The organism is Enterobacter ludwigii (assembly GCA_023023105.1).
GTDB lineage: Bacteria > Pseudomonadota > Gammaproteobacteria > Enterobacterales > Enterobacteriaceae > Enterobacter > Enterobacter adelaidei.
The window spans coordinates 1,361,717-1,384,343 of the sequence record CP083824.1 but is presented as its reverse complement, the minus strand read 5'-3'; the positions used below and the strand labels follow the sequence as shown (position 1 = coordinate 1,384,343).

General features: G+C 52.8%; 21 protein-coding genes. 16 read left to right on the top strand and 5 right to left on the bottom strand.

The window, feature by feature from the left end; all coding sequences use genetic code 11:
• Positions 1-155: 155 nt before the first annotated feature.
• Together mntS and LCD46_06525 are read left to right on the top strand one after the other, a co-directional pair.
• Positions 156-284 carry a manganase accumulation protein MntS gene (mntS, locus tag LCD46_06530; GenBank protein UOY71969.1) on the top strand — a complete coding sequence of 43 codons (129 nt, stop codon included), beginning with the start codon at positions 156-158 and terminating at the stop codon, positions 282-284.
• 283 nt (positions 285-567) lie between these two features.
• Complete coding sequence (locus LCD46_06525; protein ID UOY71968.1) at positions 568-2,151, top strand: phosphoethanolamine transferase; 1,584 nt, start codon at positions 568-570, stop codon at positions 2,149-2,151.
• 106 nt (positions 2,152-2,257) lie between these two features.
• On the opposite strand, the gene ompX is transcribed toward LCD46_06525, so the two are convergent.
• Positions 2,258-2,776, bottom strand: coding sequence for an outer membrane protein OmpX (ompX, locus tag LCD46_06520; protein ID UOY71967.1), 519 nt, complete (start codon positions 2,774-2,776; stop codon positions 2,258-2,260).
• A 354-nt stretch (positions 2,777-3,130) separates the two neighbouring features.
• Here ompX and rhtA point away from each other — a divergent pair, with 354 nt between their 5' ends.
• The 6 genes from rhtA to ybiO all read left to right on the top strand — a co-directional run bounded on the left by rhtA (position 3,131) and on the right by ybiO (position 9,728).
• Positions 3,131-4,018: a threonine/homoserine exporter RhtA gene (rhtA, locus tag LCD46_06515; GenBank protein UOY71966.1), complete on the top strand. Its 888-nt coding sequence runs from the start codon at positions 3,131-3,133 to the stop codon at positions 4,016-4,018.
• A 298-nt stretch (positions 4,019-4,316) separates the two neighbouring features.
• Positions 4,317-4,820, top strand: a complete 504-nt coding sequence (gene dps / locus LCD46_06510; protein UOY71965.1) for a DNA starvation/stationary phase protection protein Dps — start codon at positions 4,317-4,319, stop codon at positions 4,818-4,820.
• 362 nt (positions 4,821-5,182) lie between these two features.
• Positions 5,183-5,926: a glutamine ABC transporter substrate-binding protein GlnH gene (glnH, locus tag LCD46_06505; protein ID UOY71964.1), complete on the top strand. Its 744-nt coding sequence runs from the start codon at positions 5,183-5,185 to the stop codon at positions 5,924-5,926.
• A gap of 84 nt (positions 5,927-6,010) precedes the next feature.
• Positions 6,011-6,670 carry a glutamine ABC transporter permease GlnP gene (gene glnP / locus LCD46_06500; GenBank protein UOY71963.1) on the top strand — a complete coding sequence of 220 codons (660 nt, stop codon included), beginning with the start codon at positions 6,011-6,013 and terminating at the stop codon, positions 6,668-6,670.
• Positions 6,667-7,389, top strand: a complete 723-nt coding sequence (glnQ, locus tag LCD46_06495) for a glutamine ABC transporter ATP-binding protein GlnQ (protein ID UOY71962.1) — start codon at positions 6,667-6,669, stop codon at positions 7,387-7,389. The genes glnP and glnQ overlap by 4 nt, the downstream gene beginning before the upstream one ends.
• A 125-nt stretch (positions 7,390-7,514) precedes the next feature.
• Positions 7,515-9,728, top strand: coding sequence for a mechanosensitive channel protein (gene ybiO / locus LCD46_06490; GenBank protein UOY71961.1), 2,214 nt, complete (start codon positions 7,515-7,517; stop codon positions 9,726-9,728).
• A 47-nt stretch (positions 9,729-9,775) separates the two neighbouring features.
• Here ybiO and rlmF read toward each other — a convergent pair whose 3' ends face one another.
• Positions 9,776-10,687: a 23S rRNA (adenine(1618)-N(6))-methyltransferase RlmF gene (gene rlmF, locus LCD46_06485; protein ID UOY71960.1), complete on the bottom strand. Its 912-nt coding sequence runs from the start codon at positions 10,685-10,687 to the stop codon at positions 9,776-9,778.
• 244 nt (positions 10,688-10,931) lie between these two features.
• Here rlmF and LCD46_06480 point away from each other — a divergent pair, with 244 nt between their 5' ends.
• From LCD46_06480 to ybiJ, 3 genes are all read left to right on the top strand, one after another.
• Positions 10,932-11,198, top strand: a complete 267-nt coding sequence (locus tag LCD46_06480; GenBank protein UOY71959.1) for a DUF1471 domain-containing protein — start codon at positions 10,932-10,934, stop codon at positions 11,196-11,198.
• 124 nt (positions 11,199-11,322) lie between these two features.
• Entirely contained in the window at positions 11,323-11,589 is a 267-nt protein-coding gene (locus tag LCD46_06475) for a DksA/TraR family C4-type zinc finger protein (GenBank protein ID UOY71958.1), read from the top strand.
• Between the two features lie 285 nt (positions 11,590-11,874).
• Complete coding sequence (ybiJ, locus tag LCD46_06470; protein UOY71957.1) at positions 11,875-12,135, top strand: DUF1471 family protein YbiJ; 261 nt, start codon at positions 11,875-11,877, stop codon at positions 12,133-12,135.
• 114 nt (positions 12,136-12,249) lie between these two features.
• Here the strand turns inward: ybiJ and ybiB are convergent, their stop codons facing one another.
• Positions 12,250-13,212 carry a DNA-binding protein YbiB gene (gene ybiB, locus LCD46_06465; GenBank protein ID UOY71956.1) on the bottom strand — a complete coding sequence of 321 codons (963 nt, stop codon included), beginning with the start codon at positions 13,210-13,212 and terminating at the stop codon, positions 12,250-12,252.
• A gap of 256 nt (positions 13,213-13,468) precedes the next feature.
• Between ybiB and LCD46_06460 the strand changes: the two genes are divergently transcribed.
• The 5 genes from LCD46_06460 (at position 13,469) to LCD46_06440 (ending at position 18,828) form a co-directional block, all read left to right on the top strand.
• Positions 13,469-14,005, top strand: a complete 537-nt coding sequence (locus LCD46_06460; GenBank protein UOY71955.1) for a fimbrial protein — start codon at positions 13,469-13,471, stop codon at positions 14,003-14,005.
• A 68-nt stretch (positions 14,006-14,073) separates the two neighbouring features.
• A complete protein-coding gene (locus LCD46_06455) occupies positions 14,074-14,748 on the top strand; it encodes a molecular chaperone (protein UOY71954.1) in 675 nt (224 codons plus the stop codon).
• A gap of 27 nt (positions 14,749-14,775) precedes the next feature.
• Positions 14,776-17,319 (top strand): fimbrial biogenesis outer membrane usher protein, encoded by a 2,544-nt coding sequence (locus LCD46_06450; GenBank protein ID UOY71953.1) that lies wholly within the window; start codon positions 14,776-14,778, stop codon positions 17,317-17,319.
• A 22-nt stretch (positions 17,320-17,341) separates the two neighbouring features.
• The gene (locus LCD46_06445) at positions 17,342-18,328 is read left to right on the top strand and encodes a fimbrial protein (protein ID UOY71952.1); all 987 of its coding nucleotides are present in this window, start codon (positions 17,342-17,344) and stop codon (positions 18,326-18,328) included.
• Positions 18,325-18,828, top strand: a complete 504-nt coding sequence (locus LCD46_06440; GenBank protein UOY71951.1) for a type 1 fimbrial protein — start codon at positions 18,325-18,327, stop codon at positions 18,826-18,828. Before LCD46_06445 ends, LCD46_06440 begins: the two co-directional genes overlap by 4 nt.
• Here LCD46_06440 and dinG read toward each other — a convergent pair.
• Both dinG and rhlE read right to left on the bottom strand, forming a co-directional pair.
• Positions 18,815-20,992, bottom strand: coding sequence for an ATP-dependent DNA helicase DinG (gene dinG / locus LCD46_06435; protein ID UOY71950.1), 2,178 nt, complete (start codon positions 20,990-20,992; stop codon positions 18,815-18,817). The two genes, LCD46_06440 and dinG, sit on opposite strands and share 14 nt — an antisense overlap.
• A gap of 97 nt (positions 20,993-21,089) precedes the next feature.
• Complete coding sequence (gene rhlE, locus LCD46_06430; protein ID UOY71949.1) at positions 21,090-22,469, bottom strand: ATP-dependent RNA helicase RhlE; 1,380 nt, start codon at positions 22,467-22,469, stop codon at positions 21,090-21,092.
• Positions 22,470-22,627: the final 158 nt, after the last annotated feature.

The window sequence follows — 22,627 nt, the reverse complement described above, 5'->3', positions numbered from 1 at the left end:
AGCGCCCGGTATCGAGAGCGCACATTGTAAACCATCACTCTGTAAGCACAAAAAATTAACGAAATAGCCATAGATATACAATATAGCCTGTGCTATATCTGTATGTAATGCAGTCACCCTTCACGGATCGAAGGGATCTAAAATCAGGAGGTCTTATGAACGAATTCAAGAGGTGTATGACCGTGTTTACTCACTCCCCCTTCAAAGTGCGCTTAATGCTGTTGAACATGCTGTGCGATATGTTTAACAACAAGCCGCAACAGGACGACAAACCTTCTCACTAAGCGGCGTTGCGGTACGCCGCTTCATTTTTCCGTCACAATCCCCCTGTACAATGGCGTTTAGCCGCCTTATTCCCGATCTTTTTTACGGATTTGCAATCCCCTTCGCAAAACATCTGCTTAGCAACTGTTGATATTATTTACTACTCGCACTATCTTCTTGCAGCCCTGCACAATTTGCGGCTCGCTGAAGCGGACCCTCATTCCCTCTCCACGCACTGTCAGGCAGGTTATGACCCTTGACGCCAGGGTGAGCACATGGCGTTTTTATCCATGATAGTGACCTATGAATTTAACCCTGATAGATACCGTTGTTACCCGCAGCCGGGCCTTAAGCCCGTGGACGGGGTTTTACTTTTTGCAGTCATTGCTGATTAACTTTGCGCTTGGCTATCCCTTTAGTCTGCTCTATGCGGTCGCTTTCACCTGCATTTTGCATTTGCTGTGGCGAGCCGCACCGCGCGCGCAAAAAACGGTAATCGGGATCTGTTCCCTGGTCGCTGCGCTCTATTTCCCGTTTGGTCAGGCTTACGGCTCACCAAACTTTAATACCCTGCTGGCGCTGCACTCGACCAACATGGAAGAGTCGACGGAGATCCTGACGATCTTCCCGTGGTACAGCTATGTGGTAGGGCTCTTTATCTTCGCGTTGGGCGTTATCGCCATCCGCCGTCAGTCGGGCGAAAAAAAATCCTGGGGTAAGATCGAAATACTCTGTCTGGTGTTCAGCATTGCCGTGGCGTTTGTCGCCCCCATCCAGAATATTCCCTGGGACGGTAAGCTAAGGCTCATCAATATCGGGTATCCGGTTTTCCGCTTCGTGAAAGACGTCGTTGTAAATAATAAAGAGGTTCTCGACGAGCAGGCCCGCATGGCTGAACTCTCCAATATGAAAGACACCTGGAACGTGCTGGCCGTTAAGCCGAAATATCACACCTATGTGGTGGTGATTGGCGAAAGTGCACGTCGGGATGCCATGGGGGCGTTTGGAGGACACTGGGATAACACGCCGTTTGCCAGTTCGGTTAATGGCACACTGTTTACCGATTATGTCGCGGCCAGCGGTTCAACGCAGAAATCGCTCGGCCTGACGCTCAACCGTGTGGTTGATGGCAAGCCACAATATCAGGATAACTTTGTCACCCTGGCAAACCGCGCGGGTTTTCAGACATGGTGGTTCTCCAATCAGGGGCAAATTGGTGAATACGATACGGCCATTGCCAGTATCGCTAAGCGTGCTGATGAAGTGCAGTTCCTGAAAAGCGGCGACTTTGAAGCCGACAAAAATACGAAAGACGAAGCGCTGCTGAAAATGACGTCGCAGGTCTTTGCCACCCCGCGTACTCAGCCTCAGTTGATTGTCCTGCACCTGATGGGATCGCATCCTCAGGCCTGCGATCGCACTGGAGGGAAGTACGCCGAGTTCGTGCAGTCCAAAGAGACCTCTTGTTATCTCTATACCATGACGCAAACCGACGACTTGCTCAGCAAGCTGTATGAGCAGTTACGCAATACGGGTGACAGCTTCTCGCTGGTCTATTTCTCAGATCACGGGCTGGCGTTTAAAGAACGTGGAAAAGAGGTGCAGTATCTGGCGCACGATGACAAGTTCCAGCAGAACTTCCAGGTACCCTTTATGGTGTTGTCGAGTGACGATAAAACGCATCGCGTCATTAAAGCCCGACGTTCGGCTAATGATTTTCTGCAGTTCTTCTCGCAGTGGACGGGGATCTCTGCTGAGCAGATAAAAACGGGGTACCCCTTTGTCTCAGGTAAGAAGGCCCCCCCAGTTTACGTTACCAACTTCAAGTTACAGAAAGTTGACTACAACCATCTGGGTACGGATATCTTCGATATTAAGAGTAAGTAAGCTGAGCGGTAATGCCCTCATCCTGACCCTCTTCCACAAGAATAGGGAACGAAGATAAAAAAAATCCGCCACATTGGGCGGATTTTTTATTAGCTCACCGGAGTGATTAGAAACGGTAACCTACGCCCGCGATCCAGGTGCCAACGTCAACGTTGCGGATACGGCTCTGCTCATAAGAGAAGTCCAGAGCAACGTCCTGGATTGGGTTGAACTGCAGGCCTGCGCCATAGGAGAAGCCGTAGTCGCTGTTGCTTGCAGTGCGGTTCGCACCCTGGTTTTCGGTCTGCTGGAATTTACCGTAGCCAACACCTACAACACCGTAGATGCTTGCCCAGTCGTTCAGACGGTAAGCTGGACCAGCAGTGATGCCGTAGTACTGGCTTTTATTGTACGCGCCGTTGTCAGAACGATCTTTCTCGGTGTAGGTGAAAGAACCGATCACGCCCAGTGGGTTGTTGTCCTGCTCGTAGCGGTACTTCAGGTTGAAACCGTTAGCTTTGTTCATCACGCCCTGATAGTCGCTCTGAGCGTAACCACCGGTAACGGTAGAAGTCGCAGCTACAGCGGTACCTGCGGAAACAGCCAGTACAGCGGCCAGTGCTGAAAGACATGCAATTTTTTTCATAACCACCTCAAATGTGCTTCAAGTAAGTCCGTAAGTTTTAAATATATCAAAAAAATTTGCGAAACTCTTTGTGATTCGTGATGTCTAAAGGTTCCTTTCCTGTAACAGAACGTTTCCAGCTTCAGCTATCTCTTTCAAATCACATGTAATTTTCACTACAAAACGCCCATAGTGCGCGCCTGTGCTGTTACATTCATCCAGATTATTCCTAATCTGACAGGCGATAAATCCAACAACGCTTAACCATTTTACGGATTTCACATGGTTTTTTTTCAACAGCGCCTCAACCGTTGCAGCATATTTCCTTTACACTGCAACCTTTGCTTCATTTGACATAAGCTGACAGGAGAAAGGATGCCTGGGTTATCCCGCACATCGTCGGTCTGGTTGCCGGTCGCAGTCATACTCGTTGCCATGTTGTCCATTCAAAGTGGCGCCTCACTGGCAAAATCACTTTTTCCGCTGGTGGGTGCCCCTGGGGTCACTGCCCTGCGCATCGTGTTGGGAACGGCGATACTGGTGGTTATTTTCAAACCCTGGCGTTTACGCTTCAAAAAAGAGCAGCGTTTACCCTTGCTGTTTTATGGGCTTTCCCTGGGAGCGATGAACTACCTGTTCTATCTCTCCATCCAGACGATCCCGCTGGGGATTGCCGTTGCGCTGGAGTTTACCGGCCCGCTGGCCGTGGCGCTCTTCTCCTCGCGCCGCCCTGTTGATTTTATCTGGGTCGTATTAGCCGTTCTGGGGCTATGGTTCTTGCTGCCGTTGGGTCAGAATGTTTCTGAGATTGATCTGACAGGTGCGGCGCTGGCCTTAGGCGCCGGTGCCTGCTGGGCTATCTATATACTCACCGGTCAGCGCGCTGGGGAAGAGCATGGCCCGGCGACCGTCGCATTGGGTTCATTGATTGCAGCCATCGTGTTTGTGCCCATCGGTATGGCCCAGGCAACGGAATCTATCTGGCAATGGTCAGTCATGCCGATTGGTCTGGCGGTCGCTATTCTCTCGACCGCTCTCCCCTATTCTCTGGAAATGATCGCCCTTACGCGCCTGCCGACGCGTATTTTCGGCACCCTGATGAGTATGGAGCCTGCGCTTGCCGCAATCTCCGGGATGGTGTTTCTTGGCGAAACCCTGACATTGACCCAGACGCTGGCGCTCTGCTCGATTATAGCGGCCTCAATGGGTTCGACGCTGACCATGCGTTCTGAACCTAAAGTTGAAAAGGTCGATATCAACTAAGGCCATATATTCTGCATGGCTTCCGCGCCATGCAGAATAAAGCTCAACTCGCCAGGATTTATAATTTCGTTCACAGTTTGTCATATTATCGAAATATCTTTCCACACTCTTACACCCCAGTCAAAATTAAGAACAACCTGTATTGAATGGAATATTTCTATTTAATTTCAATACATTAAATACTCAACCTTCTTCTTGCTATTAAACTGATAGGTATAGCCAAACCGCAGACAAAAAACCGGTGCTATACTTAGTTCCGTAATTACCTGGGACATAAACATCAAGAGGATATGAGATTATGAGTACCGCTAAACTGGTGAAAACGAAAGCGTCTAATCTGCTTTATACCCGTAACGATGTATCGGATAGCGACAAAAAAGCGACCATTGAGTTGTTGAATCGCCAGGTGATCCAGTTCATCGATCTTTCGCTGATCACCAAACAGGCCCACTGGAATATGCGCGGTGCAAACTTTATTGCCGTTCATGAAATGCTGGATGGCTTCCGCACAGCACTGGTCACCCACCTTGACACGATGGCGGAACGTGCGGTTCAGCTAGGCGGCGTGGCGCTGGGCACCACGCAGGTGATCAACAGTAAAACCCCGCTGAAAAGTTACCCGCTGGATATCCATACCGTTCAGGATCACCTGAAAGAGCTGGCAGACCGCTACGCGATAGTCGCAAACGATGTCCGTAAAGCGATTGGCGAAGCGAAAGACGAAGATACCGCGGACATTTTCACCGCCGCGTCGCGCGATTTGGATCAGTTCCTGTGGTTCATCGAATCTAACATCGAATAATTCATACGAATTTTCTATCCAACCCTCGCCCTATGGTGAGGGTTTTGCACATCTGTGGTGCACGTTTTTGGCCTGAGAACGTGCAAAAGTGAAGAAATTGTAATAATCACCTCACACAACCGTTAACGGAAGATTGTTTTTTCGTCAGAATTTACGCTAAATATCTCCCCGTCAGTTGAGCCAAACGAGACGCACCAAAACGGTGCTTCACTTTGGTGCAATCAGCCATCATTGCCTCATTTATTGTGCAATGCATGACATCATCCCCTTTGCAAAACAATAGCTTGTAAAGTTGGCACGATTTTTTCATTGTGCCACCTGTTCTCGCAGGGGATCGCCCCGTGGATATAAAAGGAAATGCTATGAAGTCTGTATTAAAAGTTTCACTGGCTGCACTTACCCTGGCTTTTGCGGTGTCCTCTCAGGCTGCCGACAAACTGGTTGTGGCGACCGACACGGCGTTCGTTCCGTTTGAATTCAAACAGGGTGATAAATACGTTGGTTTTGATGTGGATCTGTGGGCCGCTGTCGCAAAAGAACTCAAACTGGATTACACCCTGAAGCCAATGGACTTCAGCGGCATCATCCCGGCACTGCAAACCAAAAACGTTGATCTGGCGCTGGCAGGCATCACCATTACCGATGAACGTAAAAAAGCGATCGACTTCTCTGACGGCTACTACAAAAGCGGCCTGCTGGTGATGGTCAAAGCTGACAATAACGACGTAAAAAGCGTGAAAGATCTCGACGGTAAAGTGGTGGCAGTGAAGAGCGGCACCGGTTCTGTTGATTACGCAAAAGCAAATATTAAAACCAAAGACCTGCGTCAGTTCCCGAACATCGACAACGCATACATGGAACTCGGCACCAACCGTGCTGACGCAGTTCTGCATGATACGCCAAACATCCTTTACTTCATCAAAACAGCGGGCAACGGCAAGTTCAAAGCTGTCGGTGAATCACTGGAAGCGCAGCAGTACGGTATCGCGTTCCCTAAAGGCAGCGATGACCTGCGTACAAAAGTTAACGGCGCGCTGAAAACGCTGAAAGAGAACGGCACCTACAACGAAATCTACAAAAAATGGTTCGGTACTGAGCCTAAATAATAATACGTAACAATGACGTTCACTCGGGGGCGACCTTTCGCCCCTGATATTTTTGAAACACGGTAACAGTAACAGGAAAATATCATGCAGTTTGACTGGAGCGCCATCTGGCCTGCCATTCCACTCTTGCTTGAAGGCGCCAAGATGACCCTGTGGATTTCGGTCCTGGGTCTGGTTGGTGGGTTGATTATCGGTCTTGTCGCCGGTTTCGCCCGCACCTACGGTGGCTGGATTGCAAACCACATCGCACTGGTTTTCATCGAAGTGATCCGCGGCACCCCTATTGTCGTGCAGGTCATGTTCATCTACTTCGCCCTGCCCATGGCCTTCACCGATCTGCGTATCGATCCGTTCAGCGCGGCCGTCGTGACCATTATGATCAACTCAGGCGCCTACATTGCGGAAATCACCCGCGGTGCGGTGCTGTCGATTCATAAAGGTTTCAGCGAAGCCGGTCTGGCGCTAGGCCTCTCACGTCGCGAAACGATTCGCCACGTGATTTTGCCGCTGGCGCTGCGTCGCATGCTGCCACCGCTCGGTAACCAGTGGATCATCAGCATTAAAGATACGTCGCTGTTCATCGTTATCGGCGTAGCTGAGCTGACCCGTCAGGGTCAGGAGATCATCGCTGGCAACTTCCGCGCGCTGGAAATCTGGAGTGCGGTGGCCGTTGTCTACCTGATCATTACTCTGGTTCTCAGCTTCGTTCTGCGTCGTCTTGAAAGAAGGATGAAAATCCTGTGATTGAATTTAAAAACGTTTCCAAGCACTTTGGCCCAACCCAGGTGCTGCACAATATTGATTTGAACATTAAGCAGGGTGAAGTGGTGGTCATTATCGGGCCATCCGGTTCCGGTAAATCAACGCTGCTGCGCTGCATCAACAAGCTGGAAGAGATCACCAGCGGCGATCTGATCGTCGATGGTCTGAAGGTGAATGACCCGAAAGTGGACGACCGCCTGATTCGTCAGGAAGCGGGCATGGTGTTTCAGCAGTTCTACCTGTTCCCGCACCTGACGGCGCTGGAGAACGTGATGTTTGGCCCACTTCGCGTGCGCGGTGCCAACAAAGCGGCGGCGGAAGCGCTGGCAAAAGATCTGCTCGCTAAAGTCGGCCTGGCCGAACGTGCGCATCACTATCCTTCCGAGCTTTCCGGCGGTCAACAGCAGCGTGTGGCTATCGCCCGCGCGCTGGCGGTTAAACCGAAAATGATGCTGTTTGATGAGCCAACCTCTGCGCTTGACCCGGAGCTTCGCCACGAAGTGCTGAAAGTCATGCAGGATCTGGCAGAAGAGGGGATGACGATGGTTATCGTGACCCACGAAATCGGCTTTGCTGAGAAAGTGGCGTCCCGCCTGATCTTTATTGATAAAGGCCGTATCGCGGAAGACGGTAACCCGCAGGAATTGATTGCGAACCCGCCAAGCCAGCGTTTGCAGGAGTTCCTGCAGCACGTCTCCTGATCTCTCGCTTTATACGTAAGCCGGGCATGCCCGGCTTTTTTACGCCAGATTGTTCCCAAAAAATCCCCTCTGCTCTCCGCACTCTATACTTATCATTTTGCACGATATTTTCACCGGAGGACGCCGTGCCGTGGTTCCTGCTGCTGTTGATAAGCCTGTTTAGTGCGCCATCTCTCGCCGTGGCGATCCCCGGAGTCACCTCCGGGACCACGGCTACCCAGCAAAATGCGCCGCCGGCGGAACCGGATGTTGAACAAAAAAAAGCGGCTTACGGCGCGCTTGCTGACGTCCTTGAGAACGACGCCTCCCGGCAGGAACTCATTGGTCAGTTGCGGAAAGCCGCCGCCACGCCGCCGCAGGCGTCGGTGCCAACCCTCACACCTCCGCAAGTGGAGGAGCAAAAAACGGTGCTGGAAAACGTCACCGACGTGAGCCGCCACTACGGGGAAGCACTCTCCTCGCGCTTCGCTCAGCTTTACCGCAACCTGATTGGCTCGCCGCATAAGCCCTTTAACCCACAAACGTTTACCGCCGCTGCGACACAGTTCCTGATGCTGGCGGGCGCGGTATTCCTTTTTTACTGGCTGGTGCGCCTGTGCGCGTGGCCGCTGTACCGCAAAATGGGGCAATGGGGACGCAGGAAGAATCAGCAGAAAAGCAGCTGGTTGCACCTGCCGTTGATGATAGCCTCAGCGTTTATCATTGATTTACTGCTGCTGGCGTTGACGCTGTTTTTAGGCCAGATGCTGGCCGATAAGCTGAATGCAGGCAACAAAACCATCGCCTTCCAGCAATCACTTTTCCTGAATGCCTTTGCCCTGATCGAATTTTTTAAAGCTCTGCTGCGGTTATTATTTTGTCCGCGCGTACCGGCGCTGCGACCTTTCACCATCGGGGATGTGAGCGCAAAATACTGGGCGCTGCGTCTCAGCGTGCTCAGCGGGTTGATTGGCTATGGTCTGCTGGTTGCCGTGCCGATCATCTCCAACCAGGTGAACGTCCAGTTTGGCGCGCTGGCAAACGTGCTGATTATGCTTTGTATTACCGTCTGGTCGCTGTACCTTATCTTCCATAACAAAAAGGCCATTACTGAGAGCCTGCTGCACCTGGCCGATCGTTCCCTCTCGTTCTTTAGCCTCTTTATTCGCGCTTTTGCGCTGGTGTGGCACTGGCTGGCAAGCGCTTATTTCATCGTACTGTGCTTCTTCTCGCTGTTCGATCCCGGCAACAGCCTGAAATTTATGATGGGGGCGACGTTCAAAAGTCTGGCCATTATCGGCATCGCGGCATTTGTGTCGGGATTGTTGTCCCGCTGGATCTCGAAAACCATCACCCTCTCGCCGCAGGTCCAGCGTAATTACCCGGAACTGCAAAAACGGGTTAACGGCTGGATGTCGGTATCGCTCAAAGTAGCGCGTATTCTTACCGTCTGCGTGGCGATTATGCTGCTCCTGAATGCGTGGAGCCTGTTTGATTTCTGGAACTGGCTGCACAACGGTGCGGGTGAAAAAACGGTCGATATCCTGATTCGCATCGCGTTGATTTTGTTCTTCTCCGCCGTCGGCTGGACGCTGCTGGCGAGCCTTATTGAGAACCGTCTGGTTTCGGATATACACGGCAGACCGCTGCCCAGCGCGCGAGCAAGAACGCTGTTAACCCTGTTCCGCAACGCGCTGGCGGTCATTATCAGCACCATCACCATCATGATTGTGCTCTCGGAAATCGGCGTGAATATCGCCCCGCTGCTGGCGGGTGCGGGTGCCCTGGGGCTGGCCATCTCCTTCGGTTCGCAAACGCTGGTGAAGGATATTATTACCGGCATCTTTATTCAGTTTGAGAACGGGATGAATACGGGCGATCTGGTCACGATTGGGCCATTAACCGGCACGGTAGAGCGGATGTCCATTCGCTCTGTCGGCGTGCGTCAGGACACCGGTGCATACCATATTATCCCCTGGTCTTCGATCACCACCTTCGCCAACTTTGTACGCGGCATTGGTTCCGTCGTGGCGAACTACGATGTGGACCGTCATGAAGATGCAGACAAAGCTAAACAGGCGCTGCGCGATGCGGTGGAAGAACTGATGCAGATGGAGGATATTCGCGGGCTGGTGATCGGGGAGCCGTCATTTGCCGGCATCGTCGGGCTGACAAACACGGCATTTACCCTGCGCGTGTCGTTCACCACCCAGCCGCTGAAGCAGTGGACGGTGCGCTTTGCCCTCGACAGCATGGTGAAAAAACACTTTGACCTGGCGAATGTGCGGATGCCGGTACAGACCTATCAGGTACTGCCGCCCCCCTCATCGCCGCTCCCACCGCAGGAGCCGACGCTGTAATCTGGTTGCCGGGTGGCGGCTTCGCCTGACCCGGACTGCGAGACATATTATTTGCGGCGCTTGTTATCGTCCATGAATGACCAGGCAATAAAGCGGCTCTGTTTCTGACCTTGCGCCATCTCTTTTTTCACCACTTTTACGGCCCCCGCTTCTGTGAGAGCGCGGTAGAGTGGCGGCAGGTTATCCCCCCGGGAAACCAGCGTCGTGAACCACTTCACCTGACGACCAAACTGCTTGCTTTCCTCAATCATGCGCAGGATAAAGGCGACTTCACCGCCCTCACACCACAACTCCTGCTGCTGTCCGCCAAAGTTCAGTGCAGCATCTTCCGCCTGACCCAGATTGCGGCGCTTGCGTTCGCTGCCCGCACGAGCCGCTGCCGCTGAATCATGGAACGGGGGGTTGCACATCGTGGCATCGTAGCTTTCGTTTTTGTGAATAATGCCGTTGAAGATCGAGGCCGCCTCTTTCTGACGACGCAGGCGAATGGCGCGGCTTAACCCAGGGTTGGCGCTGATAATCGCCTGCGCGCTGGCAAAGGCCTCAGCGCCGATTTCACTCCCGGTAAAACGCCAGTGGTACTCATGAGCGCCAATCAACGGATAGATCAGGTTTGCCCCGGTACCGATATCCAGGATAGTGGCTTGCTGCGGAACTACACCGCCACGGTCGTCAGCAAGAAGATCGGCCAGATGGTGAATGTAATCAGCACGCCCCGGTACAGGAGGACAGAGAAAGCCTTCCGGAATATCCCAGTGAGCCACACCGTAAAAATGCGCCAGCAGGGCTTTATTCAGCATTTTAACTGCCCGGGGGTCAGCAAAGTTCACCGAAGGCTCGCCCGCAGGCGTCTGGACAATATAGTCCTGCAGTGGAGGGCAGCTCTGGCATAACGCATTCATGTCGTAGCGGCTGCGATGGCGATTTCGTGGGTGCAATCCCGGCTTTTGGGAAGTCATGGCATTCTCCTTTAAACAGCGGCGTAAGATACCCTTTGCAGGCCCAACGGTAAATCTTTCTCTGCGACGCGCAAAAACTTGCCATTTATCAGACACCTTTATGTCTATGATCCGTCAGCGAATTGTCAATTTAGATCGTTCAAAAAATAAGCAGATCATCATCAAATATTTGCGCTAAGTCACATTCGTCAGGCTTCTAAACTTAAAGGGAAATCACCTGTTGTTTCCTCATGAGGATGTGATTATGAAAAAGTACCTGACCCTTGCTGTAATCGCAGCCGCCCTGGCGACCGCGTCATTCTCCGCTATGGCCGTTCAGTCACTGACCCAAAGTACCGATACTAGCCAGCTACGTCCTGCGGGCACCGTTTCGGTTAGCCGGGCGAGTAACCTTGACGATTTGCAGGATAAATTGGCCGAAAAAGCGCGCCAGGAAGGTGCCAAAGGATATGAGATTAATTCTGCGAGCGGCAATAACCATCTGTTTGGCACTGCGACCATCTATAAATAATCCGACGTCCACGCAACACACTGCATCTGCAACACAGATGCAGTTTTCCCTCCCCCATACCTTGATTGTTCATTTTTTAACCCCATATTGAGCGTATCACTTCAAAAGACTCCAGGAGGAGTTCATGGCTTCCGGTTGGGCGAATGACGACGCCGTTAACGAACAGATCAACAGTACGATTGAAGATGCCGTTGCCCGTGCTCGCGGCGAAATTCCGCGCGGCGAAAGTTTATCGGAATGCGAAGAATGCGGAGAACCCATTCCGGAGGCACGACGTAAAGCCATGCCGGGCGTGCGGTTATGCATAACCTGCCAGCAGGATAAAGATTCAAAAGCGTCATTAAATTCGGGATATAATCGCAGAGGTTCGAAAGACAGCCAGTTACGTTGACTCTCCTTTACGTAAGCTAACCACCCAAGCGCATTCCTTTACTCTCACGATTTTTAGCGGAACGCGTAGCAAAATGTGCCCTTCTCAACGCGACTGTAAAGCACTTCAACAAGAAGTGTAAAGCGGCACTTTGAATTTATTAATATTCAATAAGTTATTTGTCATTCAATTTTTTTGAGCAACCACGTCAATTCTCTTCGATTTTATCCTCCACAAAAAAGCGTGATACTTATCACATCGACGGAACATCGTCCCCTTAACAGAATAACCTGCGAGAGATTAACTATGAAAACCATCAAATATGCTGTTGCTGCTGTTGCCCTGTCCGCTCTGTCTTTTGGCGCATTTGCTGCAGAGCCTGTCTCTTCTACTCAGGCCCAGGGCATGAATAAAATCGGTGTGGTAAGTGCAGAAGGCGCGACCACGCTGGACGGTCTGGAAGCCAAACTGGCTGAGAAAGCCGCAGCTGCCGGTGCAAGCGGGTACACCATCACCTCCGCTAACACCAACAACAAGCTGAGCGGTACTGCGGTTATTTACAAATAATCGAACGAATTGTGCTCCACCCTCACCGTACCCTCTTGGTGAGCTGCTCCAACCCTCATTGACCTGTTGTTACCCTTGCTTGCCCGTCCGCCACTGGACGGGCTTTTTTTTTGCTTAAAACGTCTCTTCAACGCGTTTCAGCCCTGCTTCGATCGTTTCAACTTCCCCGGTAGCCAGCAAACAACAGGCCATCTGTAGCTTGAGGGAATGCGGAACGGGCACATTTCCGGCAAGGCACTGCTCAATCCAGTGCGCGGTGGTGTGCGGATCTTTTGCCTCAGGCAATATCACGCCGCTATTTTCGTCCCCACGCTCCAGAATGGCGCGCGTACCGACGGAATCAATCAGCACCACCTGAGGGCAGCGCTGCGGGTTAGCATAAACTTCGCCCTCTGTACCCTGCGTCAACAATGCCCTGCCCCCAATGTCCTCGAAAAATTTACCCACACGCGCAACATATTCCGGGTGAGAAACGCTGGAAAGACGCAGAGCGGCATCTTCACCAAAAGGTGTCGCCAGTTTCGCCAGGGTGTGTGCGCTGTTACGCACCCCCATGCGCCAGCGCATATCAAGCTGCTTTTCCAGCGGTGGGCAAAGTGCACCGACAGGGATGTAAACCGGTTGATGGCCATCCAGTTTCGCCTGTGCCTGGCCAGCATGTCGTGTTGGCGCGATCCCCAGCATCCCGAAAATAGTCTCCGTCAGTACGCGCGTAGGATCTTCGCTCACGCCGTGAACCACCACCGGAAACCCGAGTTTGTGTAATAAGATAGCCAGCAGTGGAGTGAGGTTTGCCTGCTTGCGCGCACCGTTATAGCTCGGGATCACAATCGGCATCGGTTTTGCCACCGGCGGCGTTAAGCGCAGCGTATGCGCCTGCATGGCTTCATAGAAGCCGCGCATCTCCGCTTCACCTTCACCCTTGATACGCAGCGCAATCAGAATGCCCCCCATCTCCAGGTCAGGAACCTCACCATTGAGCATATGGGTGTAAAGCGCACGAGCGGTTTCATGGTCCAGATCGCGGGCATGATTTTTTCCGCGCCCTACTTCTTTGATAATTTTGCGATAATCCACGACATCTCTCCTGAAAACATCATCTTGTTAACAATATAGCCCTGAAGAACCTACAGACGTTAGTTTTTTTCAACCGGATCAACCTTCTGTTTTTATGATGAAAAGTGAAACTCAAGCACTATTTCAATTATTTGTAATTCCGCCAGAAGATTCTTAATACGTCATTATTTGCTTAAATAGTCAGCGGAAAGTCATTAAGGGTCACCGGTGAAAACGTCCAGGCAGCGTTCTCACCAGAAACATACCAGGATTTGTTATGAACAAGGTTGCTTTAGGTTTATTCATCGCCGCAACAGTGGGATGTTCTGCATCTGCATTAGCGGCAACAAACGGTGAAGGTCAGATAAACTTCACCGGGGAAATAATTGATTCTGCGTGTCAGGTGGTTAATGGGTTAAGTAATCCATTAAATGTTCAGCTAGGTAAAGTGTCTAAAACGGTATTTACCGGTGCGGGCTCTACCAGCACGTTAACGAAGTTCGATATTCAGCTAAAAGATTGTCCGGAAACCGTTACCTCCGCAGCGATTAACTTCGGCGGAACGCCGGATGCGAATAATAACGCCACGCTGGCATTAACGCCGGATGTGGATGCTGCAACAGGTGTGGCTATTCAACTGGTTGATGCTTCTGAACAACCCGTGAGTCTGTATACGCCGTCTCAGCAATATCCTTTAGCCTCCGGCACGACGGTCAACGACCTGATATTCGGCGCACGGTATATTCAAACCGGGGCCGCAATTACCGCAGGTCCGGCTAACTCTGTATCGACCTTCACCGTTATCTATAACTGATATTATCCATCCTGAGATATTAACGTTTTTATCGGCGTTAATATCTCTTCTTTTTTTGAGAAATAGTTATGCGCCACGGTTATTTACTGAGCACTCTTTTACTGGCAGCCGCCACTGCGCATGCAGGTGTTATTATTAATGGCACCCGTCTGGTCTACCATGGAGATAAAAAGGAGTCCTCTCTTGGCGTTTCAAACCCAGATACCACGGATTATCTGGTACAGTCCTGGGTCGATTCTGGCGGTAAAACCCCGGGCAAAGCGCCCTTTCTGATTACACCACCGCTTTTTCGTCTTGATGCAAAAGAGGATAACGTGCTGCGCGTGGTACGTACCGGTGGCAATCTACCGGAAGATCGTGAATCGCTGTACTGGTTAAATATCAAAGCCATTCCCTCCTCAAAACATGTTGAAGGGATGAATACCCTGCAAATTGCCATTAATACGCGCATAAAATTGTTGTATCGCCCTACTTCAGTTAAAGGCAAACCTGAAGATGTCGCAAATAAACTTGAGTGGCATCGTGAAGGCAACGATCTGGTCGTCAATAACCCAACGCCATTCTATATGAATTTCCAGAAGGTGACGCTGAACGGCCATAAAGTGGATAAAGCCACGTGGGCAATACCTGAAACGGAAACACATTTTGCCTTACCTGGCAACGTCAGCGGTTCCACTGTCGCGTATTCCATTATTACGGATTACGGCAGTATCAGCCAGACATGGTCGAAATCAGTCCACTAATATTATGTGCAGACAATTACTATAATCATGTACAGCCATAAAAAGCCGTTCACCTGCCGAATTTCATCACTGCTGGTCATTTTATGTGGCCTGGCGCTGGCGATCTTTGCACAGCAGGTTATGGCTGATGATTATTTTAACCCGGCATTACTGGATATTGATAATCCTCAACAGGGAAAGACCGACCTGTCCGTTTACGAAAAAGGGCCAGGGCAGGCACCGGGAAAATATCAGGTCGCCATTTTTATTAATAACAATAAAATTGATACACGCGACGTCACGTTCAAATTACAAAAAGATCCGCAAGGTAATAACTCTCTTCAGCCCTGCTTTAGTCTGAGCGACTTAAAAAGCCTGGGTATCAAAACCCAAAAATATCCAGAGCTGATGGCAAAAGGCCAGTGCGCTGATTTAAACACCATCCCGGCAGCCTCCACGTCGTTCCACGTTCGCAATCAACAGCTGCTGCTCAGTGTTCCGCAACTGGCACTAGGCCAGGTTCCACGGGGCTATATCGACCCAAAAGAGTTCGATGAAGGGATCACGGCTGGTCTGCTCAATTACAGTGCGACCGCGAGCCAAAGCCACGCGCTGCAACAGGGTGAACAGGATACCAGCAGCCAGTACGTCAATCTCCGGCCTGGCCTTAACATTGGCGCATGGCGGTTGAGAAACTACTCGACATGGAACCGCAGCACCACGGGTAAAGAACAACAGCAGACGTTTTCATCCATTTATACCTACGCCCAGCGCGATATTGTGGCGATGAAAAGCAGCCTGACGGTCGGACAAAGTTCTTCCCCTGCCGACGTGTTTGATAGCGTGCCTTATACCGGCGTACAGCTTAACTCCGACAGCGACATGCTCCCGGACAGCGAGAAAGGGTATGCCCCGATTATTCGCGGTACAGCACACAGTAACGCTCTGGTGATGGTGCGACAGAACGGTTACGTCATTTATCAAAATACCGTTGCGCCCGGTGCGTTTGAGATCAACGACCTCTACCCGACGGGCAGCAGCGGCGATCTTCAGGTGACGGTAAAAGAAACCGACGGCAGCGAAAGCCATTTCGTGGTGCCCTACGCTTCAGTACCGGTACTCCAGCGTGAACATAACCTGCGCTATAGCGTCACTGCTGGCCGTTATCGATCATATGACAGCGATGTAGAGAAAACGCCGTTTGCCCAGGGCAGCGCAATTTATGGTTTACCGTATGGTTTCACCGCCTATGGCGGCGTACAACAGAGCAGCCATTATCAATCTCAGGCGCTGGGCGCGGGAAAAAACATGGGTGATTTAGGCGCCTTTTCCATCGACGTGACCCGCGCGAAAGCACTGCTTAAAAAGCAACAGGCCAGCAAAGGCCAGTCCTGGCGTGTACGTTACAGCAAAGATTTTGCCGGCTCCGGTACCAACTTCTCTCTCGCGGGGTATCGCTACAACAGCAAAGGGTTTTACACCATGGAAGACACCATGGAGTCCTGGACCCGCTCGGACGACTGGTCGGCCCCACAGCAGCGTCGCGCGCGGGCTGAAGCCACCGTCGACCAGACGCTGCCCAAAGGGTGGGGTTCCGTCACCCTGAGCATGGTGAAAGAGACCTACTGGAGCCAGAGTCAGGACATGACCTCCATGAGCGTCAGCTACAACAACAGCTGGCACGGCGTGAGCTACAGCCTGAGCTACAGCATGAACAAAAATACTGACGACAGCGACGAGAACGGGGAGTCAGTTACCAACGACAACCAGTTCTCTCTGAGTGTCTCCGTTCCGCTTGACCGCTGGATGCACAACACGTGGGCTACGTACAATCTGAATAACACTAAAGAGGGTACCACGCAGAATATTGGCCTGAACGGCACGGCGCTAAAAGAAGAGAACCTCAACTGGAATATTCAGGAAGGTCTGAGCACAACCGGCAGCGGCAATTCCACCAGCGTGAATGCCGACTATAAGGCGACCTATGGCGAAGTGAGCGGCGGTATTAGTCAGGATAAATATCAGCGCACGGTGAATATGGGCCTGCAGGGTGGCGTCGTGGCGCATGCTAACGGCATCACGTTAAGTCAGCCGCTAGGGGAAACCATCGCTCTGGTAAAAGCGCCGGGGACCCATGGCACACATATCACCAACCAGACGGGAGTCGAGACCGATTTCCGTGGCTATACCGTTGTGCCATTTGTCACTGCCTATCGCCATAACACCATTTCGCTGGACACCGAAACGCTACCAGAGGATGCCGACGTGACCCACGCCGCGCAGATTGTCACCCCGACACGTGGGGCAGTCGTTCGGGCGAGCTTCAACACCCGTGTGGGACGTCGGGTATTGATGACGTTGACACAAAACGGTAAACCGCTTCCCTTTGGCGCAACCGTCACCACCGACGATAAGGACAGCGAGTTCATTGTGGGCAGCGACGGCCAGACCTATCTCTCCGGTTTACCTCAGCACGGGAAACTCTCTGTCAGCTGGGGGCCAGATGTCAGCGAGCATTGCAGCGCTGCATACGCGCTAACGGATGAGAAAGATAAATCCACCATCATTCATGCTGGCGCGCAGTGTCAGTGATCCACCGCTCAGGTTCAATATTATGCAATTGATTAAACACTGCTTTTTTCTACTGATTCTGGGAGCCGCTGCATTATTTATGCCGCATGCTAAAGCGACCTGTACCACCCCGGACCTGCCAAAAATGATCAACATCGCGTCGGTCTCGGTTTCCACAACGCTGGCCGTTGGGGCGACCATTCCCGGCTCGGAAAATACCGTTCATGTTGCAGGAAACTGCGATCAAAGCATTGATAGTGGCCTGGAGATCGTGTCCTGCTATTACGGTACGGGGGCTGAAATACCGGGCATGACTGGCGTCTATGACTCCGGCGTGCCCGGGGTTGGTATCGCATTGATGAACGACAAAGGCCAGCGTATTAGCGGAGCTGGCGGCGTACAGTGCGATTCGCGCAGCACCCCCATAGGGTATGTCTCCACCGATGGACAACAATCATTCAGTTTTGACGTCACGCTGGAGCTGGTAAAAACCAGCAATGCGATCTCTTCAGGTACTCTGGTTCAGGCCCAAACCCGGTTTGGCATTGGCGTATTTGGTCATGAAGGGATTGGCGACCCCAATAATATTTCTTACGCGGGAAATATCACGGTGCACGAGGTGACCTGCTCCGTATCCCCAAAAAGCCTGACAATCAAATTAGGGGATTTTCCGGTCAGCGCATTTACCGGTGCGGGTTCAATAGCTCCCTACAGGACGTTTGACGTGGACGTGAATTGTACCGACACCGTGCAGCCGGAGGTCATGATAACAAGTGCAAATGGCTATGATACGAACTTCCCGGGCGTCATCAACCTGACTCAGGAAACCGGCGTCGCAACGGGTATAGGGGTTCAAATGCTGTTTGACGGAGAAGTCCCTGATTTTGGTACCTACAGGAGTACTGCCGCAGTTGCGCAAGCGAATGAAACGCTGGCGATTCCTTTTCAGGTACGTTACGAGCAAACCGCAGCCGACGTCACACCCGGCAGCGCCAACAGCATTGCCACCATCACGCTGGGGTATAAATGACAAAATATCTTCCTGTTTTGCTGCTTGCTTTGACACCTCACGCCTTTGCAGAGGAAATACAGGTGCTCATGCAGGGCAATATTTTTGCCAATACCTGTTCCGTCGACAGCGCCAGCCAGAATTTGACTGTCGATCTCGGTCAGGCATCGTCAGGTGATTTTAAAGACATCGGCGACACGGGGGTATGGAAAAACGTAGATCTGACACTCTCAAAATGCCCTGCCACCACAACCCTTGCCACCGCCACGTTTCACGGACAGGCGGATGGCGCACATCCGACAAAATTTGCGAATAACGGCACGGCTGGCGGCCTGGCTCTCGAACTTGCCGATCGTCAGGATCACATCCTTATCGCTCCTCAGGCCAGCTTTAGCGTACTGATCAATCAAAGCGATCATACGGCAGACTTCCCCTTAGCTGCGCGTTACTACGCCACCTCAATGCCCGTCACCGCCGGCACGTTCAACAGCGTCGTGCAGGTGACCTTCACTTACCAGTAGGACCGCGCCCCTTAGCACGGAGGCTTTTCTTGCGCCCGACAGGCAATTTGGCCGGGCGTTTTATTACCTCAGGCACTTCCGGTTGTTCGATGGGGAAAACGGGCAAAGCATTCAACAGCCGCTGACCGTAATTTTTGGTGAGCAAGCGTTTGTCGTAAATCACCACCTCACCCCAACAACCATGGCTACGGATCAGACGCCCCACCTGCTGGATCAGGTTAAACGATGCCGCGGGTAAGCTCTGCACCTCAAACGGATAGCGGTTAAGGCTTTTCAGCCATTCCCCTTCGGTGATCACTACCGGGCTGTCGATCGGCGGGAAGGCGATTTTATGGATATGCACCTGCGTCAGGTAGTCCCCTTTCAAATCCAGACCTTCAGCAAACGACTGCAAACCTACCAGCACGCTGCGCTCACCGTTATCAATGCGTTTACGGTGCGTCTCCACCAGCCGATAGCGCGGCTGATCGCCCTGCACCAGTAACAGTAAACGCAGATCGGTAACGTGCTCCAGGAAACGCAGCATCGCCCGCCCACTGGCAAATAACACCAGCATCCCGGGGTACTTTTTGCTTTCAACCTGCTCGCGGAAGTAGGCTGCCATCTCGGCAATATGCTGCTCTTCGTTGTCGATAAGCGGCTCATACTTCATGCGCGGGATCACCAACTTGCCCTGCTCACAGTGGTTAAACGGTGAGTCCAGCGCCACAAAGCGATCGCCCGCTTTCTCTTTCAGGCCGCTCATCTCCTGCAAACGCGAAAAACTGTTCAGGGAACGCAGTGTGGCCGATGTGACCACCACATGCGGCACGCTTCGCCAGATAAGTTTTTCCAGCTGATCGGCCACGCGAATACCTACGCAGTGGAAAAAGAGGTGCACTTGTCCGTCACGCACTTCACGGGTGGCCCATTTGGTGACCGGTGCGCCCGAAGCCTGTGCCATCGAGGCCAGCCGCCACAGCTTGCTTTGCGCTTCAAACATACCGAGTGCACGGTTCATCTGGAGCAATATGCGGTGCAATCGCACCACATCGTGTGAACCGGTTTTCTCACTGAGATCGTTTAAAAACATCTCCGCCAGCCCGCGTAGCTTTTCAAGATGCTTCGCCAGTTGCTGACAAATCTCCATCACTTCATCCGGGAGTTCGCCCATCGCAAAGCGGTGTTCAGCCTCCTGCGTTGCCGGAAGCCAGAGATTGAGGATGTTATTGAGTGAGGCAATAAGGCTATACACCTCTTCGCAGTGTTCGCTAAGACGCTCAGGCACCGCCAGCGGTGGCGTGGTTTTCGGGCGGAACTGCTCCATGCAGGTCGCCACCAGCTTGCAAAAGAGATCCAGCTGCAGGCGGAACCACGGTGCGGTAATTTCGGCACTCATTTCCAGCGCGTCCCGCGCCACGTCCGGCAGATGGTGACCTTCATCAAGCACCAGAAGCAGGTTTTTGGGCTCCGGCAGCACCGCTTCGCTCTCGAGCGCCGCCATCACCAGCGCATGGTTGGCGACCACCACTTCCGCTTCCTGAATCTCACGTCGGGCGACAAAGAACGGGCACTCCCGATAGTAGTGGCAGTTGCGGTTCAGACAACTCGCTTTATCGGTGCTGAGCCTGCGCCATAAGTCATCGCTAATTGCCTGGCTGGTGTGATCGCGCAGACCATCCCATTTGTAGCCATCGAGATCGGCTTTTAGCTTTGCACACTGCTCCTGCTCGGCCTTGTTGTTCGGCGTCAGTTCGTCATCGAGAAACGCCAGCAAATCTTGCTGATTAGGCTCGCTGCTGGCAAGTGCCGCCAGGTTACGCGGGCAGACGTAGCGCCCGCGTCCGAAAGCGGCCGTAAAACGCAGATCGGGGATGATTTTGCGCAGCAGCGGTAAATCTTTGCTGAAGATCTGATCCTGCAGCGCCACGTTGGCGGTGCTGACCACCAGCGTTTTGTCCTCTTCCCGCGCAATCGCGATGCCGGGAATGAGATACGACAAGGTTTTCCCGACGCCGGTTGGGGCTTCAATCGCCAGATGTCGCCCGTCGTCCCCGGCGAGCGTTTTTGCCACGTCAGCAATCATCTGCCGCTGCGGCGCTCGGGGGATAAAGTCGGGTATCTGCTGCTGTAGCGCCTTATACCATGCGCCAATTTGCGCCTTGAGCGCAGCGGTTAAAGCCATTGGAAAACCTGAAATACTGTATAAACAGCCACTATTGTGGCACTTTCTCTTTGCTGTCGCAAAAAGAAAAGCCCGGCTTTACGACCGGGCTTCCAGATTACTGCGGGTTAGCAGGTTTACGCGGGCGGCGTCGGCGCTGCCCTTCCCCTGCTGGCTTGCCTTCGCCGCTGCGCCACGGGTTTTCACCGGCGGGTTTGGCTTCGTTGCTACGACGCGGCGGTTTGCCTGCTGATTTCGGTGCACCACCGTCGGCACGACGCGGCTGCTGACCGCGGCCACCGCCGCCCTGACCACGTCCCCCCTGACGACCGTTCTGAATTGGCTCAGCTTTAATCGACGGGTCAACTTCATAGCCCGGCGTTTCAATGCGCGGGATCTCTTTCTTCAGCAGGCGTTCGATATCACGCAGCAGCTTGTGCTCATCCACGCAAACCAGAGAAAGCGCTTCACCGGTTGCCGCCGCACGACCGGTACGGCCGATACGGTGGACATAATCTTCCGGCACGTTTGGCAGCTCGTAGTTCACCACGTGCGGCAGCTCTTCAATATCGAGACCACGGGCGGCAATGTCGGTCGCCACCAGCACGCGGATGTCGCCAGATTTGAAGTCCGCCAGCGCGCGGGTACGTGCGCCCTGGCTCTTGTTACCGTGAATGGCGGCACTGCGGATGCCATCTTTATTCAGCTGTTCCGCCAGGTGGTTCGCGCCGTGCTTGGTGCGGGTAAAGACCAGCACCTGCTGCCAGTTGCCCTGGCCGATCATCTGGGAGAGCAGTTCCCGCTTACGCTTTTTGTCAACGAAGTGAACGTGCTGGGTGACCTGCTCAGAGGCGGTGTTGCGACGCGCCACTTCCACTTCCAGCGGGTTATGCAGCAGCTTTTCTGCTAGCGCCTTGATCTCGTCGGAGAAGGTCGCGGAGAAGAGCAGATTCTGACGACGCGGTGGCAGTTTAGCCAGCACGCGGCGAATGTCGTGAATAAAGCCCATGTCGAGCATGCGGTCGGCTTCGTCCAGCACCAGAATTTCGACGTTATCCAGTTTCACCGCGTTCTGGTGTTCCAGATCCAGCAGACGACCCGGCGTTGCCACCAGCACGTCCACACCGCCGCGCAACTTCATCATCTGCGGGTTAATGCTTACACCGCCGAAAACGACCAGCGAGCGAATGTTGAGATAGCGGCTGTAGTCACGCACGTTCTCGCCAATCTGGGCTGCCAGCTCACGAGTTGGGGTGAGGATCAGCGCACGAACCGGACGACGGCCTTTGGCGTGCGGCTGGTTTTTTACCAGCAGCTCTAACAGCGGCAGCGTAAAGCCCGCGGTTTTACCGGTACCGGTCTGGGCGCTGGCCATCAGATCGCGGCCCTGCAAGACGGCGGGGATAGCCTGCTGCTGGATTGGGGTTGGCTCAACGTAGCCCTGCTCTGCGATCGCGCGCAGAATTTCCGGGTTCAGGCCAAGGGAATCAAAAGACATAAAAACTCCGAACCGCCCCGACCATCACAGGTGTAGTTTTCAGGGAGATATAACGAATAGGCGAGGACAAAAACCACAATGTCGCGAAGGGGCGGAGTGTAGCAGCTTTTGTGACGTAGCGCATAAAATATCCCTCGGTTCCCTCGACGAGGGCGTGA

Excerpts from the sequence above, each read along its gene's own strand:
- ompX (UOY71967.1), bottom strand. The coding sequence starts at position 2,776 with ATGAAAAAAATTGCATGTCTTTCAGCACTGGCCGCTGTACTGGCTGTT.
- glnH (UOY71964.1), top strand. The coding sequence starts at position 5,183 with ATGAAGTCTGTATTAAAAGTTTCACTGGCTGCACTTACCCTGGCTTTT.
- rlmF (UOY71960.1), bottom strand. The coding sequence starts at position 10,687 with ATGACTTCCCAAAAGCCGGGATTGCACCCACGAAATCGCCATCGCAGC.
- mntS (UOY71969.1), top strand. The coding sequence starts at position 156 with ATGAACGAATTCAAGAGGTGTATGACCGTGTTTACTCACTCCCCCTTC.
- glnP (UOY71963.1), top strand. The coding sequence starts at position 6,011 with ATGCAGTTTGACTGGAGCGCCATCTGGCCTGCCATTCCACTCTTGCTT.
- LCD46_06440 (UOY71951.1), top strand. The coding sequence starts at position 18,325 with ATGACAAAATATCTTCCTGTTTTGCTGCTTGCTTTGACACCTCACGCC.
- LCD46_06475 (UOY71958.1), top strand. The coding sequence starts at position 11,323 with ATGGCTTCCGGTTGGGCGAATGACGACGCCGTTAACGAACAGATCAAC.
- LCD46_06445 (UOY71952.1), top strand. The coding sequence starts at position 17,342 with ATGCAATTGATTAAACACTGCTTTTTTCTACTGATTCTGGGAGCCGCT.
- dps (UOY71965.1), top strand. The coding sequence starts at position 4,317 with ATGAGTACCGCTAAACTGGTGAAAACGAAAGCGTCTAATCTGCTTTAT.
- dinG (UOY71950.1), bottom strand. The coding sequence starts at position 20,992 with ATGGCTTTAACCGCTGCGCTCAAGGCGCAAATTGGCGCATGGTATAAG.
- LCD46_06525 (UOY71968.1), top strand. The coding sequence starts at position 568 with ATGAATTTAACCCTGATAGATACCGTTGTTACCCGCAGCCGGGCCTTA.
- rhtA (UOY71966.1), top strand. The coding sequence starts at position 3,131 with ATGCCTGGGTTATCCCGCACATCGTCGGTCTGGTTGCCGGTCGCAGTC.
- LCD46_06450 (UOY71953.1), top strand. The coding sequence starts at position 14,776 with ATGTACAGCCATAAAAAGCCGTTCACCTGCCGAATTTCATCACTGCTG.
- rhlE (UOY71949.1), bottom strand. The coding sequence starts at position 22,469 with ATGTCTTTTGATTCCCTTGGCCTGAACCCGGAAATTCTGCGCGCGATC.
- LCD46_06480 (UOY71959.1), top strand. The coding sequence starts at position 10,932 with ATGAAAAAGTACCTGACCCTTGCTGTAATCGCAGCCGCCCTGGCGACC.
- LCD46_06460 (UOY71955.1), top strand. The coding sequence starts at position 13,469 with ATGAACAAGGTTGCTTTAGGTTTATTCATCGCCGCAACAGTGGGATGT.
- ybiJ (UOY71957.1), top strand. The coding sequence starts at position 11,875 with ATGAAAACCATCAAATATGCTGTTGCTGCTGTTGCCCTGTCCGCTCTG.
- LCD46_06455 (UOY71954.1), top strand. The coding sequence starts at position 14,074 with ATGCGCCACGGTTATTTACTGAGCACTCTTTTACTGGCAGCCGCCACT.